Source organism: Bacillus sp. ISL-46 (assembly GCF_018613205.1).
The window spans coordinates 1-15,652 of the sequence record NZ_JAGGQR010000109.1 but is presented as its reverse complement, the minus strand read 5'-3'; the positions used below and the strand labels follow the sequence as shown (position 1 = coordinate 15,652).

Sequence of the window (15,652 nt, the reverse complement as noted above, 5' to 3'; positions counted from 1 at the left end):
ACCGAAACGGAGACCGAGACAGAAACCGAGACAGAAACGGAGACCGAAACCGAGACGGAAACCGAAACCGAGACTGATACAGCAACTGAATGTCCGATCCCACCGAAACCGCGGAAACCAGGAAAACCGAAACCGCCAAAACCAGAAAACCCAAAACCGCCAAAACCAGAAAAACCAAAACCGCCAAAACCAGAAAAACCAAAACCGCCAAAACCAGAAAAACCAAAACCGCCGAAACCAGAAAAACCAAAACCACCGAAACCAAGAAAACTAAAACCACCGAAACCAAGAAAACTAAAACCACCGAAACCAGGAAAATAAATCACATTTAAAAAAGAGACTGGTCTAAAGGTAATCAAACGACTTTTTAGGTCAGTCTCTACTTTGTATTTTTAAGTTATTTGGGAATTTGGAGGGCAAAGGATCTCTATTGTGGGAGGAATATGTAGGGTCTCTTTTTACCAACAATCAAAAATAATCAATGCCGGAATGATGTAAAGGAATAGTTAATATCAACAATTGTCCAGTTATAGAGATGATGAAGGCGTAATAGAAAAATGGGTATCCCAAAAACTATCTTCTTAATGTTTTCAAGCATTTAATAAAGAGAAGCATTGATAAAAGTACTTAGGGGAGATGTATGATGAAACTTGGAATTATGTGCGGGATTCCACTAAGCGGAAAATCAACATACGGGAAAACACTTCAGGAACAAGGGTGGACACGCGTATCTATTGATGATCTCAGGCTAGCTTTACATGGCCACGTTTATAAAGCTAAGGCTGAACCAAAAGTATGGGAATCAGCTGAACTCATGGTCCGGACGTTACTTAAAAGCGGCCATAAAGTAGTTGTGGATTCCACAAACAAGACAAGAGAGCGTCGTAATAGATGGATCGAGGTTGCTAAAGAATTCGGGCTAACTTTGGAAATATTTCATGTTGATACCAACTTTGATATTTGTAAAAAACGTAATAAAGTGTTGAAACGATTACCGGAAAATTTATTAAAAAAAATTTACTACGAAGAGTTCGAAAAACCTACCTCGGATGAGGGAGTAATTATTAAGGTAATGAATAACGATACCACCTAAATCTAGATTAGTCTGGAGGAAGTAATTTGAAAAAGTACATCTGTTTCGATGTAGGCGGGACAAAAGTTAAGTACGGTTTATTATTAGAGAATGGAACTGTTCTTTCACAAGGTAGCTATAATACCCGTCCAATCAACCTGGAACTATTTCTAAAAGACATGATAGATACAATTAACATGAACACAAGAAATACTATTGTAAGTGGGATTGCTATTAGTTTACCGGGATTTATTAATCCCCATACAGGGTATTCTGAAGCAGCAGGTTCTGTAAAGGCATTAAGTAAACAAAATCTAAAAGAATTATTAAAAGCAAAAACTTCCCTTCCGATTGAAATAGAAAACGATGGGAATTGTGCTGCGTTAGCCGAAAGCATCAGTGGTAATGCAAAAAAATTTACAGATTTTATTTGTATAACATTGGGAACCGGCGTTGGCGGAGGGATTTTCACTAACGGGAAGCTTTTGCGTGGTCACAGTTTTAGAGGCGGTGAATTTGGGTTTATGAAGAACCGGACTAAAAGAGGGCAATTTGAAGTATGGCATTCGAACGCTTCTACATCTGCCTTAATTCATTCCTATAAAAAATTAAAAGGCTTAAGTGAAAACGAAAATATTGATGGAGAGACAGTTTTTTTGGATTCTAATAATAATCATTCGGTTAGAAAACTAATTGATGATTGGACAAAAAACATAAGTTATGGAATTTATAACCTTACTGTAACTTTAAACCCTCAAAAAGTATTAATTGGCGGGGGCGTGGCCAATCAACAAGAATTGTTAAGCATGATTAATCATCAACTTGACCTTATTTCATGGTGGAAAGTATTCAAGGTACCTGTTGAACTATGTAAATATCAAAACGATGCTGGAATGATTGGCGCTTTGTATCATTTTTTACAAGAACAAAACCGGCCTTTTAAATAAAATAGCTGTTGTAATTGTGTATTAACTCAAATAAAAGAAACCCAATCCAAGGAATTTTTTGGACCGGGTTTCTTTTTAGTTTAGTTTCGCAATTTAACATAATGATTTAATAATCGGTTCCAATTGATTTTTCCAGATCCATTTTGGAGAATACCGTTGTTTTGCGATTATTTTTGCATGAATAACTGAATTGGTATCCATCAATTTGATAATGTTGTCAGCATGTTGAGTAAGATAAGCTTCTTCTGAAGGACGATAGATTTCACGAGTATTAAATCCAAAATTCTTGGCATCCCATTTCATAAAGTACGCATCCAATTGGCTCCCGAGTTCATTTAAAGCCGGCACCTGTTCGTTTAAAACAAGAAAATTCCCTCTACTTGCTGCTTCCAGGACAGTTAAACCAAAAGACTCTGAGTAAGAAGGACATATAAATAAGTTTGAAAGTGTGAAAAGTTCTAATACACTTTTTCTTGGGAGCCCTTTATTAAATTCTTTTATATCTGATGTGAATAATAAATCTCCATCATTTAAACCAAATTTTACCCCAATAGAGCGAACAAATTCCTTATAGGCCTCTGGAGAAGTATCTAACTTTGGGAATGTATCACAGAATATTACTTTGACAAGCTTGCTTGTTTTTACTTTTATTGCTCCGCATAGAGCAGCAACTTTATCAAATTTCTTTGCCCTCGTTAAACGACCAGGATAGACAACTAAAATATCCGGAGTCAGCAAATCAATATACTTTGATAATAGATTAACTTCCTCTGTTACAAAACCTAGTAGGTCAAGACTGTTATTTACTACTTTACAACGATCTTCAGGAACATTGTATTGTTTTGCCAAGGCTGAAATTCCAGATTGTGTTGGATAAATATACAAAGTATTAGGCATTGGTGTAAATCGGGCAGAGAAAGGCCATTTCGGGTTGGGGGGGCGTTTAACAGGCGCGGAGTGGGTAAATGCAAGGAATTTAAGGTTAGTCAGTTTCTCCTGAACTTTTCTAATTGCGATGTTATGGTGTAAATGCCACCCCTGGTAATGAATATCATGCATAAAACAGATATCAATATCTGCTAATTTTTTTACTAAGTCCTCTGCAATCACATCTGCCTCATTAAAAAAGGTATCATGTACCTCACCTTCTGACTGAATGTAGTTTTTCCAATGCATTTGTTTTCCTTCTAGATGGTTACATATTTTCACCCATTTAATTCGTTTATCTAGGAAAATTCCATAAAGTTTATTTAGCGGGCAGATGTCACTTACCAAAATTCTGGTTTCAATATTTGCATCAAGAAGCATTCGAACCTGTTCCGCTACTACATTTACCAAGGAATACGAACTATCTAAGCCATTAAACATTGTAAGAAGTGCTATTTTCATCTCTTAGCCTCTCCCTTAATTTAATAGAACATTTTGTTTGATGAACGTCTTATCATATGGAAAAACCCGGAAATTTGTTCGGTAGAGATTATTGCGAAAACAGAAAAATATTTCGAGGAACATATTTTATCTATTAACATACTATAATGATGGATTAGGCGAAAAAGGTGGCTTATTTAATGATAAATCTACTTCTGATAGGTAAAGATACAAAACTTAATACTTTCAATGAGAGCTTTTACCATGTTGAGAAAGAATTATCCCAAAAAACAAATTTAGCCATTTGGAGAGATTCTGGACATATACAGGATATTTTAAAGCATATAGCTTTTACACCTGATTTTATTCTTATTCAAAATGATATTGGGGGCAGTTTGAAACCTGTAGTTTACGGTTTATCAGATATTAGTATTCCTGTTGGGATTTTTATTGAGGATGTACACCGATTTATTGAAAAAAGAAGAGAATATATCAATTCCAATAACATTCAATACATTTTTTCTAATTACAAGCGGATTTTCAAAAAAATATATCCTGAATTTAAAAATCGACTCTGTTGGTTTCCTCACCATATTAATAGTGAAATCTTTAAGGATTATGGTTTACCAAAGGAAATCGATATGTTACTAATGGGGGCTGTAAATGGCGGTTATCCCTTGAGAGAAAAAATAGTTAAGCAATTTAAAAAAGATCCAAGATTTGTCTATCACCCCCATCCCGGATATCGAAAATATACGGAAGACGAAAAGGCTGAAATTTTTGTAACTGAAAGATATGCAATGGAAATAAATAGGGCAAAAATCTTTTTTACTTGTGGAACGAGAAGAAAGTTTCCGGTAATGAAATATTTTGAAGTTCCGGGATGCAGAACTTTATTGCTTGCTCCACAACTTAAAGACCTTGATGAATTGGGGCTTATTCCTGGTGAACATTATGTTAGTATTACGAAACATGATTTTTATGAAAAAGCAGAATATTATTTAGAACACGAGGACGAAAGGAATAGGATTGCGGACCAGGGTTATCAATTTGTCCAAACCCAACATACTACTTATAAAAGAGTAGAACAATTAATTGCGAAGATTGAAGAAATTTTAGGCAAACAATAGAATGTCCATAACTAACAAACAAGTAATACCTAAAAAATATGAATCATCAATGACAAGGGAATTTTCTTTTTTTATTAATAAATTTGGAAAAAGGTCGATTGTTTCTCCCTTTATCCTTTCATATATTATATGAGGTGAATGATCATGAATGAAAATAATTCAAAAGTAAATTCACACCAGAATGGAAATGTAACAAGGGAGCAGACCCTTAAAAAGGAATATAAGTACTTTACTAAAAAACCAAAAAGCAAAATTTGTTTTGCCATCCTTGTTCATAATAATCGTGAGCTTATTAAGGAACTAATCAATAATGTCCGATTTTTTTGTCCGAATAGCACATTCGTTTTATTTAATGGAGGGGGAGATCCATCCCTATGTGATGATTTAGGTGTACCTGTGTGTCCATCCAGTAGAAAATTAAAGTATGGATACACAACTATATATTTTCTTGAGACAATGGAATGGATTGAGGAACTGGGAATAGATTATGAATATTTTATTAATATAGATTCCGATGCTTTATTTATTAAGGACGGATATGAGAACATCATATCCGAACAAATGAGAGATACAGATTACATGGCCGTTAGACTAAGGATACCCGGACATAATTGGTTTATTGGAAAACAACTAAGAAAAGATATTGATAGATGGAAAGAATTATTCAGGCTTGATCCGTATTATGGTGTATTTAATGTTGGTCAAGTGATTAAAAGATCATTGGTTAAGGCAATTCTGGAACCGAGTAAAAAGGAAAAATACAAAAATGCTCTGTTAGAAACGATATCTTTTGGTTCTGATGAAATATTTTTTGTCAATATCGCACACGAATTAGGGTTTAAAATGAAAAAATATCCATACGTAAGTGACACGGATCTCATACGGTATCGTCCACATTTTAAACTGGATGAAATAATAGACTGTTTAAATAGCAAGAAGTTTAGTGGGTTGTGCCATCCAATTTATCGCCTTAAGAACGACCAAACACGAAGGTTAATTAAACAGCTGGCTTATAAATGCATGATTGAAAAATATTGTGACGAGATTTACCCTTGGTATGAAAAAGATGAGTCAAATTTTGCGCCTTCGCTGCCCATTAGAAGTAAATTTGGCAATAAAGAACTAATTGTACAGTCAGGTAATACGTTAACCCACTATTGGCAAAATAGAGTAAAAAAAATATGGAATAGGACCATAACGTTTGCTGAAGGGGTAAAGGATATTCCCGTTTTTCATGGGAATCGCTCTGGGAATTTTGAGGCAGCATGCAAGTTAGAAAGGGGCGGTATTGGATTTTGGTGGCGAGAGAATGAAAAACGAGGATATCCATGGCATGGCCCAATAGTAATTACTCAGGAAGATGTCGAACCTATCCTGCTTGATCAGTTGGAGGACGGCCGGACAATTCTGGTTTGTCAATCGGGAGACAAACTAACATATTGGGCTTGTTCCGTAGAAGGAGAATGGATAAAAGAACCGCCTCTATCATAAATACATTTTCTCAAAAACCGAAATACGTTATCCAAATCTTTTCATTTGTGATGTATAAAATTATATAACTGCTGTGACTTGTTAAGGGAGGTATAAAAAGTGAAGGTTTTGTTATTTACACCATCGTATCAACGTCCCTACATGATTCGTCAATGTATACTTAATATGAAAAACCAGTCGTATACAAATTTTACCCATTCAATCAGCATTATGTTTGATAATGAATTCGAAGTTAAAGATTATGAAATCTTATTTGATGATATCCTTGACGATCGATTTAAAATTCAGTACAAGAAAAATTCAAGGACCCATACAAATGCAATGACGACAATATCACAATGTCCAGAACTATATGATCTATATATTAAAATTGATGACGATGATATTTATAAAAAGGATTATGTGAAAACTGTAGTTGAATATTTTGAGACACATCAATGTGATATATTAAGCTCAAAAATAAGTTATCAACTGAATAACTACCATTTAGCAAAAGGTAATTACAAAAGTCTAGGTGGTCATTTTCCAAATAATAACTATCGAATGCCTATGACATTTGCATTTAGTCAAAAAGCATACCAAACTTTACTTACTATTAAAGATAATAAAAATTACGAGGATCTGCAGTGGAGGACTGCCTGGAGCAAGTATGGATTAAAAGACGATAATGTTGATAATTCAAGTAATATCATTTGGCATATTCATGGTAAAAATACATCAGTAAGTAGTTGGTTCCGCCCTAATTAAGATTCTTTTCAACACAGAAAGATCCTTGTAAAAAAGAATATGGTTTTTCGATTTGCCTGAAATGGAATAGAACTTCTATTTTTAGATTGATATACCACTTCCCCTAAGATTTACAATCTTTAATAGCTTCATATGAACAAAATGATACGAGGGGGAGAGAAATGAAAAAGATGAGGTTTCTGGTTCACCTATTGTTAATCATTGTCGTTGTTGTTATGTCTGCTTGCTCCAACACACAGAGCAGCGGGAAAGAAAAGAAGACACTTGAAGCTGCATTATGGGATAAAAATGTCAATCCTGCCGTAGATAAATCTATTGAAGCATTTAAGAAACAACATCCAGATATCAAGGTCAATGTCACCTATACACCTTGGGAGGATTATTGGACCAAGCTAAAACAAGTATCGGAGGCGGAAAAGGTCCGGATGTTTTCTGGATGAACGGACCGAACTTCTACCAATATGCTATTTCAGGATTTATCAAGGATATAGACCCTTATATTCAAAAAGATAGTGAATATAAAAAGGATAACTATTTCCCAGCCGTTGTGGATTTAATACGTATCAAGATAAGCTTTATGCGGCTCCTTATTTTATCGACTCTGTCGGGCTGTATTACAACAAAAAGCTTTTCGATGATGCAGGGGTTCCATACCCAGATGAAAACTGGACCTGGGCTGATATTGAAAAGGTTGCAAAGTAGTTATCGAATAAAGAAAAGGGTATTTATGGGTATTCCACTGATATCAAGCAAAGTCAAGCCGTTTATTACGATCTTATGCACCAAGCAGGAGGATACATTATCAGCGAGGATAAAAAGAAGTCTGGGTTTGATTCTCCCGAATCGAAAGAAGCCTTTCATTTTATCAAGAAGTTAATTGACAAGGGAATCTCGCCTTCAGCGAAAACGGTTATGGAGACGGAAGGCAAGCAGTTGTTCCTATCCGGAAAAGTGGCCATGATTCCTGCGATTTCAGTTAGTGCAGGCGAATTTCAAGGGGTACTCGGTGATAAATTAGGGGTCGCTCCACTTCCTAAAGGCAAACAACAGGCTTCCATTGTTCACGGAATTGGTTGGGCGATGTTTTGGGATACGGAAGATTTAATGCGACACACAAGATTGTCATGGAACACAATTCTTAAAGAATTTTTTTATGACAAAGATTTTCCTAAAAGAAAATTAGGAAGAAAATGGTTATTCCCAACCGAAAAAACTAAAAAGTTTTTATTAGATTGGCTAGAAAAACAAAATGGATAGAAGCCCGTTTTTTGGGTTTTCTATCCATTTTTATTTCCAATTTTGTGACCAATTTAATGACCCTTTTTATGACCATTTTCTTGTGACCACTGACCGACCACTTTGACCGATTTTTGACCGACTGTTTTTGAAATTCTATAATATTTAATGAAAGAGTGAATCAGTAAAGTGTCGATTTATCAAGGTTATTGATACTTAAATAATCTTAAAAAAAGCATGATATAGCTACCGTACTGCGGTTCATACATGGGAAATCGATAACTATCAAACTAAATTCTAATTTAAAAAGCGGACAACAAGGCTGACAACAGCCCTAGTTGCCCGCTTTTTTTATTTGTATAAAAATAATGAAAAGGACAGCCTCTAATAAGAGACTGTCATCCAGTATTGGTTTCTTGCACAAAATTTATAATTCCAAGCTGGATTAATCTTGAATGCTATTTCACTTACAGTGATGCCACGCCCTCTTGAATACGTATAATCCGAAGATAAGGAATGCTAGGAAACCAATTACAGCGATAAGGAAGTTTAGAACGGTAACAATTAGACCACTTAGGCCGATTACTCCAAGCAACATAGTGACCCAGCCCAATACTACAAACAATAACCAAATGGCACCTGTTAAAAATCCAAGAAAAATTCCAAAAATCCCATAGCAAGAATGATTAGGACTCATATAAATTCACCCCCTGTCTGTCTATGGTTGTTCGATATTAATGTATGCAGTTGCTTGACAACTTGTTTATGAAATCACGAAAAGCGGGCTCAAAAAAGGCGCTAATAAAAAGTTTCTGACACTTTTGCTCTAATTGTGTTTATATAGTAGTAGAGGAAAACATTATTGGTATTGGGCCGAAAGAATACTATCCCTTCATACATAACGAACAATAAAATGGATTGTTAGGAGAAAGGAAGATTTCTATGCATTTAAACACAAAACTATGTGACCTACTGGATATTGCCTATCCAATTATCCAAGCTGGAATGGCTGGAGGTCCTACAACCGTGGATCTTGTTGCTAGTGTATCTAACGCTGGTGGGTTAGGGACTTTGGGTGCGGCCTATATGAAACCGGAGGAGATAAGAAAAGCTATCAGGGAAATTAAGGATCGGACAACAAAGCCATTTGCCGTGAACTTGTTTTGTACAAATTTGAAAGATCAATATGAAGGAGTAGAAGAGTCACAGAAGGTACTTAATGACATTAGAGGGAAATTAGGAATCGAATTCACTGAACAACAAGTCGTAACGAACAACTTTTTTGAGGAACAGTTTGAAGTGTTAATCGATGAAAACGTACCTGTCATTTCAACTGCATTCGGTGTCCTTCCCAAAGATAAAATGACAGTCGCAAAGCAACATAACATCATCATTACTACCATGGTAACAACTGTTCGTGAAGCGAAACTTGCTGAGGATAGTGGGGTAGATATCATTATTGCCCAAGGGAGTGACGCTGGTGGTCATCGAGGAACTTTTGAAATTGAAAAAAACACCAATGGTGCAGCAATCGGAACCTTTTCACTTGTTCCTCAGATCGTGGATGCTGTTACGGTGCCGGTTGTTGCTGCAGGGGGAATAATGGATAGTCGCGGCCTAGTTGCCTCATTAGCTTTAGGTGCGCAGGGGGTGCAAATGGGGACCGCTTTCTTAACGACCCTTGAGTCGGGAGCACATCCTGTATATAAACAATCACTAATCAACAGTACAGAAGAAAGTACGGTTATTACGAAAGTATTTTCCGGCCGTCCAGCGAGGGGAATCAACAATGCTTTTATTCAAACGTACCATGACGCCAATATCTCTCCAGCGGATTTCCCAACCCAAAATACCCTGACAAATGATATTCGTAGAGAAGCAGCTTTGCAAAATAAACCCGAATATATGTCATTATGGGCAGGTCAGGCAATAAGACTATTACAAAACGAAGTATCCGCTAGTAAAATTATCCATGATTTAGTTACAGGTGCCACACGTTTACTATCTTTCAAATAGTTTGGGACAAACCATGCTTCTAAAACTCGTTGAAAACAGAGTATGGATATTTCGAATTCCTACCATTGTAGCGTTGAATATAGTAAAATAAGTGAGGATTAAAAAATTAACTACAGAAATTGAAATAGTGTGGAGGATCTAAGGTGACATACCAACAAAACAAAAGATTTAAACTTTTTTCATTGAATTCAAATCAAAAGCTAGCAGCAGAGATAGCAGAGCTATTGGGCTGTGAGTTAGGCAAAAGTTCAGTATCTCATTTTAGTGATGGAGAGATTCAAATCCATATAGAAGAAAGTGTTCGAGGCAGTGAAGTATATATCGTTCAATCTACTTCCTACCCTGTTAATGATAATATTTTGGAACTCCTCATTATGATTGATGCCTTAAAAAGAGCATCAGTTGGAGTAATCAATGTTGTCATTCCATACTATGGGTATGGACGGCAAGACAGAAAGGCACGTTCGCGCGAGCCAATTACGGCAAAACTAGTCGCTAACCTTTTAGAAACTACTGGAGCAACTAGAATTCTTACAATGGACCTCCACACATCACAAATTCAAGGTTTCTTTGATATCCCTGTTGAACATCTATATGGTGTTCCAATCCTTGGACAGTATTTTCAGGAAAAGGGATTGGAAGATATTGTTATTGTGGCGCCTCATAACGGCAGTATCGGCAGAGCGAGGAAAGTGGCCAACCTATTACATGCTCCAATTGCTCTGATCGATAAAAGAAGATTTGAGGAAAATGGTGTCGAAACCACTAATGTAGTTGGTAATGTAGAAGGAAAAAATGTGATTATTATTGACGATTTAATTGATACAGGAGAAACTATTGTGTTAGCAGCTAAGGCACTAGCAGAAAATGGGGCTAAAGCGATCTATGCAGGATGTACTCATCCTGTTTTTACAGACAAGGCGATTGAAAAAATTGAAGCATCACCAATTAAGGAATTAGTGGTGACGAATACAATTCAGTTACCTGAAGATAAAGTCATTAGCAAAATCAAAACGATATCTGTTGCTCCATTGCTTGTAGAGGCAATCGATCGGATTCATAATGAAAAAGCAGTAAGTCCGTTATTTGAATAAGTTTATTGTTCGAAGCCAACTATATATTTTGTTGGCTTTTTTATTTGTTAGAGAATCTAGAAAAAGTTTATGACCAGATAATAAATCCTGGTATTGGGCAGTAGTTATAAATCTAAATAATTTACAATGATTTTTAAAATGATATTATTGTAAGAGGGAATTGCATTTAATAGCTTGTTTTAATACCAGATACTAATATCTTTGGGTATTTCTTACAGGCAGAGTTCCATAGGGAACCCACTAATACTATCAAGATTGGAGTTTGATTAAAGTGGAATTGAAATCATTGATCGTACCAGAACACTTTAATTTAGCAAGTGAAATCTCAAAGCATGCCTCAGATAAAATTGCCTTGCGATGGGAAAATGAACTTGGGGAAACAAAAACGATCTCTTATGCTCAGTTAATCACGAATGCAAATAAACTTGCCAATGGGTTAACTAAATTAGGATTAGAGAAAGGTGATCGGGTTGTCGTAATGACCACTCGTCTCATTGAATCTTATGTCATCTACTTAGCATGTTTAAAGGCAGGGCTTGTCATTAGTCCTACTTCAGAATTGCTTAGGGCAAAGGATTTAGTTTATCGCTTAAATCATTCTGAAGCTAAAGCCGTCATTTCATATTTTGATTTGGTAAAAGAATTTGAAAATATTAACGAGGAAACACCGTTTTTACAATATAAAATCGCGTTTGGTCTAGAAGTACCAAATTGGCTCTCGTTAGAAGCGTTAATCGAAGAGGAATCAGAAACCTTTATCGATGTAGAAACACTGAGTGAGGATTATGCTTTTTTAGCTTATACATCTGGGACAACCGGGCAGCCAAAAGGGGTTGTCCATAGCCATGGATGGGGATTTGCTCATTTAAGAATTGCCGCTTCAAAATGGCTGAATATTAGTGAAGAGGATCTGGTTTGGGCCACAGCTTCCCCAGGGTGGCAAAAATGGGTCTGGAGTCCATTTTTATCGATATTGGGTTCAGGGGCAACAGGTTTTATCTATCATGGCAGGTTCAATCCCCATAAATATTTACGGCTTCTTCAAAATAACAAAGTAAATGTTTTATGCTGCACACCTACTGAATATCGGATGATGGCTAAATTAGATGACCTTTCAAACTTCGATCTATCGCCATTACATACTGCTGTTTCCGCAGGAGAGGCACTTAATCGTGAAGTCATCGATGTGTTTAAAAATCAATTTAACATCCTGATTCGGGATGGGTACGGTCAGACTGAAAGTACGTTACTGATTGCCAATTTAAATATAGATGAGAAAAAATTAGGCTCAATGGGGCAGCCGCTGTTATCAAAATTTATTGAAGTGGTTGATGAAAATGGCCAACCTGCTCCTATAAAGGAAGTTGGGACGATTGCGATTAGAAGCGATTTCCCAGCATTATTTAAACAGTATTATAAAAATCCCGAGACAACGGCGGCTTCCTATAATAATCAATACTTTTTAACGGGTGACCGGGCATTTAAAGACGAGGATAACTATTTTTGGTTCCAAGGAAGAAAAGATGATGTAATCATCAGCTCTGGCTATACGATTGGACCTTTTGAAGTGGAAGATGCTTTAATGAAACATAAATCGGTGAAAGAGTGCGCGGTAGTCGCTTTACCGGACCCAATCAGAGGAAACATTGTCAAAGCATTTGTGGTATTGAAAGATGGGATTTCCAATTCAATGGAGTTAACAAAGGAATTGCAGGGCTTTGTTAAAAATTTAACAGCACCTTATAAATATCCACGGGTGATTGAATATATCGAGGCACTACCTAAAACAGATTCAGGAAAAATTCGTCGGATTGAACTTCGAACGCAGCGATAATAGAAGAAAGGCAAATTTGCGATTCTGACAGCCCTTGGCGAGAGTCACATTAAAACACTATACTCTCTTCCAATTCGTGGTATAATAATCAAAGTTCATTTTACAAATATTGTCGTTGAATTTCCAAAAATCCATTAAAGAAGTGTCGTGTAATGAATAAATTAGAACTGAATATTAGGCATAGAACGGTATCTATATTAGATAAGTATTTTACTGGCGAATCGATAGATTACAAGAAAATATTTGCAATCATCTTGCCCCTTTTCGTAGACCAGGCCTTTTTAATCTTAATGAGTTTATTAAATACAGCGATGATCAGTTCTGCAGGAGTAGCTGCAGTCAGCGCGGTGAGTATGGTAGATTCATTGAATATTTTCTTGGCCAATGTATTTATTGCTGTGGCAACAGGTGGTACCGTTATTGTGGCCCAATATAAAGGCAGCGGTAACTCAGCGATGGTGTCTAAAACAGCGACCCAAGCGATATCTGCCTGTACCATATTTTCAGTCCTAATCAGCGCTCTTGTAATTATTTTTCATACACCAATCCTAAACATGTTATTTGGTAAAGCGGAAGCAGACGTGTTTCAAAACGCAAGAATCTATCTCATCGGAAGCTGTCTTTCATATCCGTTAATCGCGATCTTTCAAGCGGTGACGGGGGCCTTAAGAGGTGTCGGAGAGACAAAACCTTGCTTAAATTTATCATTAATCATGAATTTAACGAATACGATTCTAAATGTTTTGCTTATTACGATTTTTAAAATGGGTGTGGAAGGACTCGTGGTTTCAACGATTCTAGCACGAGTTTTGGGAATGGTTGCTTCATTAATTTATGTCTTAAAATATAATGAGACGATCCGTTTTCGGATAAAAAGCGCATTCCGAATAGATATGTCTATTCTCAAGAAAGTGATGTTTATTGGTCTTCCGTTTGCTGCAGAACAGATATTTTTCAATGGTGGAAAACTGTTAACGCAAACGTTTATTGTTCAATTAGGCACCCTTTCAATGACGGTATATGCTATCGGTAATGCCATTGCTTTGTTATATCAAATCGGACCAAATGCACTCGGCATTGCAATTGTTACGATTGTTGGGCAGTGTGTTGGACGTAGGAATATAGAGGACGCTAGGAAATTCATTTATTCGTTGATTGGACTTTCCTCCATCTTCTTTGTTGTTGCAGATCTTATATTATTGCCATTGTTTCCGTTATTGATAAAATTGTTCAACCCACCTGATGAAATTGTTCCAACCATATTTACACTTATCCTGATATCTGCCATTGCCCAGCCAATCTTGTGGTCACCGAGTTTTATTATGCCATCAGCCCTAAGAGCAGCTGGCGATTCGAACTTTACTTCGATTGGTTCTTTGCTGTCAATGTGGTTATTACGGGTGGTCCTAGGTTATATTTTAGGTATTACCTTAGGTTTTGGGATTATCGGTGTATGGGTAGCGATGATTGTAGAATGGGGTGCACGTGGAATCATCTTTGGATGGCGATTCAAAGGGAAAAAGTGGTACGAGCATAAACTTGTATAATAAATTCAGATAGAACCTCCTCAACATGCATTTGAGGAGGTTTTTTCATATAATCATCATAGATAATGTTTGAAGGAGGATCATCTTGGATCAACAAGGAGTCATTTCAATTGGAGAAGCATTTGTAGATTTTATTTCAATAGACCAAACCAATACCCAATATAAACAACTATTAGGCGGCGCTACTGTTAACGTGGCCGTCGGTACAAGGCGACTCGGTATCCATGCTTATTATTTATGTAAACTTGGAACCGATGAAATTAGTCAATTTGTAGAACAAGAATTTAGGAAAGAAAATATCAATACTTCATTTTCTGTCCACTCACCGAGTAAAAAGATTTGCGGTGTCTATGTTCATATTAATGCAAGCGGTGAGCGGTATTTCCACACTTACGTCAACGACACTCCAGATGAAGTATTAACTGAAGACGAATTAAGAAGGGGAGTTTTTGAACAGGCGAAGATCTTTTATTTTGGATCAGGAACTCTCTTTCATGAAAAAGCAAAAAAGACAACAGAAGCTGCGCTAAAATATGCCAAAGATTTCAGCAATATGATTGCTTTTGACGCTAATCTTCGTCTAAAGCGCTGGGTAAATGAGCAGCATTGTCGTCAAACTGTTTCTTCTTTCCTTAAATATGCACATCTAGTGAAGCTGGCGGAAGATGAGTTGAACTTTTTAACAGAAACAAATTCAATAGAGGCTGGATTAGAAAAAATATCTAAATGGAAGATTCCCTATCTGTTTATAACGATGGGGAGCAAAGGTGCATGTGCTGTTATTAATGGTCACAAAGTTTTTGTTCCTGCTCCGACAGTAAAAGCCATTGATACGACCGGTGCAGGTGATGCATTTATGTCAGCCCTGTTGTATTGTTTTCACGAAAAAGGAATGCCGGTTAAACTATCTCAAATAAAAGAGTACCTTCAATTTGCAAATAGAATAGGAGCAGCAGCGACAACAGAAATCGGCTCCCTATCTGCCAACTTTAGCAAAAAAATCTGAAGTGTACGATCAAGTTGAAGGTAATAAAACGCCACTAGTTGCTTAGTCCGATATTGAAATGGACTCAGGTTTTTATTATTGGATGTTATTAAATGTTATTGTTGATTTTTTTATGGAGATAAAATGGTAATAATTGGTACCTTGCGATAAAAATCTGATAAAAA

Annotated in this window: 16 protein-coding genes; 13 read left to right on the top strand and 3 right to left on the bottom strand. The window is 36.4% G+C overall.

The features are described from left to right. Positions 1-359: hypothetical protein (locus J7E67_RS30915; RefSeq protein ID WP_214733484.1), on the bottom strand; the 359-nt coding region annotated here is incomplete at its 3' end. A gap of 281 nt (positions 360-640) precedes the next feature. On the opposite strand from J7E67_RS30915, the gene J7E67_RS30910 reads away from it, so the two are divergent. Both J7E67_RS30910 and J7E67_RS30905 read left to right on the top strand, forming a co-directional pair. Beyond that, a complete protein-coding gene (locus tag J7E67_RS30910) occupies positions 641-1,093 on the top strand; it encodes an ATP-binding protein (RefSeq protein ID WP_214733483.1) in 453 nt (150 codons plus the stop codon). Positions 1,094-1,119: 26 nt separating this feature from the next. Beyond that, positions 1,120-2,019: an ROK family protein gene (locus J7E67_RS30905; RefSeq protein ID WP_214733482.1), complete on the top strand. Its 900-nt coding sequence runs from the start codon at positions 1,120-1,122 to the stop codon at positions 2,017-2,019. A 93-nt stretch (positions 2,020-2,112) separates the two neighbouring features. Here the strand turns inward: J7E67_RS30905 and J7E67_RS30900 are convergent, their stop codons facing one another. Further along, positions 2,113-3,408 (bottom strand): glycosyltransferase, encoded by a 1,296-nt coding sequence (locus J7E67_RS30900; RefSeq protein ID WP_251027120.1) that lies wholly within the window; start codon positions 3,406-3,408, stop codon positions 2,113-2,115. Between the two features lie 179 nt (positions 3,409-3,587). On the opposite strand from J7E67_RS30900, the gene J7E67_RS30895 reads away from it, so the two are divergent. The 6 genes from J7E67_RS30895 (at position 3,588) to J7E67_RS30870 (ending at position 8,012) form a co-directional block, all read left to right on the top strand. Continuing rightward, a complete protein-coding gene (locus tag J7E67_RS30895; RefSeq protein ID WP_214733481.1) occupies positions 3,588-4,517 on the top strand; it encodes a glycosyltransferase family protein in 930 nt (309 codons plus the stop codon). 144 nt (positions 4,518-4,661) lie between these two features. Next, a complete protein-coding gene (locus J7E67_RS30890) occupies positions 4,662-6,008 on the top strand; it encodes a hypothetical protein (RefSeq protein ID WP_214733480.1) in 1,347 nt (448 codons plus the stop codon). Between the two features lie 99 nt (positions 6,009-6,107). Continuing rightward, complete coding sequence (locus tag J7E67_RS30885) at positions 6,108-6,755, top strand: glycosyltransferase (protein ID WP_214718128.1); 648 nt, start codon at positions 6,108-6,110, stop codon at positions 6,753-6,755. A gap of 161 nt (positions 6,756-6,916) precedes the next feature. Further along, on the top strand, positions 6,917-7,195 hold the full coding sequence (locus J7E67_RS30880; RefSeq protein ID WP_214718129.1) for an extracellular solute-binding protein: 279 nt from the start codon (positions 6,917-6,919) through the stop codon (positions 7,193-7,195). Further along, positions 7,138-7,632 carry a hypothetical protein gene (locus tag J7E67_RS32565; protein WP_483861477.1) on the top strand — a complete coding sequence of 165 codons (495 nt, stop codon included), beginning with the start codon at positions 7,138-7,140 and terminating at the stop codon, positions 7,630-7,632. Before J7E67_RS30880 ends, J7E67_RS32565 begins: the two co-directional genes overlap by 58 nt. Then, on the top strand, positions 7,533-8,012 hold the full coding sequence (locus J7E67_RS30870) for an extracellular solute-binding protein (protein ID WP_483861476.1): 480 nt from the start codon (positions 7,533-7,535) through the stop codon (positions 8,010-8,012). The genes J7E67_RS32565 and J7E67_RS30870 overlap by 100 nt, the downstream gene beginning before the upstream one ends. A 442-nt stretch (positions 8,013-8,454) precedes the next feature. On the opposite strand, the gene J7E67_RS30865 is transcribed toward J7E67_RS30870, so the two are convergent. After that, positions 8,455-8,688 carry an ABC transporter gene (locus tag J7E67_RS30865; protein WP_214718130.1) on the bottom strand — a complete coding sequence of 78 codons (234 nt, stop codon included), beginning with the start codon at positions 8,686-8,688 and terminating at the stop codon, positions 8,455-8,457. Between the two features lie 245 nt (positions 8,689-8,933). Here J7E67_RS30865 and J7E67_RS30860 point away from each other — a divergent pair, with 245 nt between their 5' ends. The 5 genes from J7E67_RS30860 (at position 8,934) to J7E67_RS30840 (ending at position 15,488) form a co-directional block, all read left to right on the top strand. After that, positions 8,934-10,007, top strand: a complete 1,074-nt coding sequence (locus J7E67_RS30860) for an NAD(P)H-dependent flavin oxidoreductase (RefSeq protein ID WP_214733479.1) — start codon at positions 8,934-8,936, stop codon at positions 10,005-10,007. Between the two features lie 143 nt (positions 10,008-10,150). Beyond that, on the top strand, positions 10,151-11,101 hold the full coding sequence (locus J7E67_RS30855; protein ID WP_214718132.1) for a ribose-phosphate diphosphokinase: 951 nt from the start codon (positions 10,151-10,153) through the stop codon (positions 11,099-11,101). Positions 11,102-11,372: 271 nt separating this feature from the next. Next, positions 11,373-12,935 carry an acetate--CoA ligase gene (locus tag J7E67_RS30850; protein WP_214718133.1) on the top strand — a complete coding sequence of 521 codons (1,563 nt, stop codon included), beginning with the start codon at positions 11,373-11,375 and terminating at the stop codon, positions 12,933-12,935. A 152-nt stretch (positions 12,936-13,087) separates the two neighbouring features. Beyond that, on the top strand, positions 13,088-14,482 hold the full coding sequence (locus tag J7E67_RS30845; protein ID WP_214733478.1) for an MATE family efflux transporter: 1,395 nt from the start codon (positions 13,088-13,090) through the stop codon (positions 14,480-14,482). 85 nt (positions 14,483-14,567) lie between these two features. Next, complete coding sequence (locus J7E67_RS30840) at positions 14,568-15,488, top strand: carbohydrate kinase family protein (protein ID WP_214718135.1); 921 nt, start codon at positions 14,568-14,570, stop codon at positions 15,486-15,488. Positions 15,489-15,652: the final 164 nt, after the last annotated feature.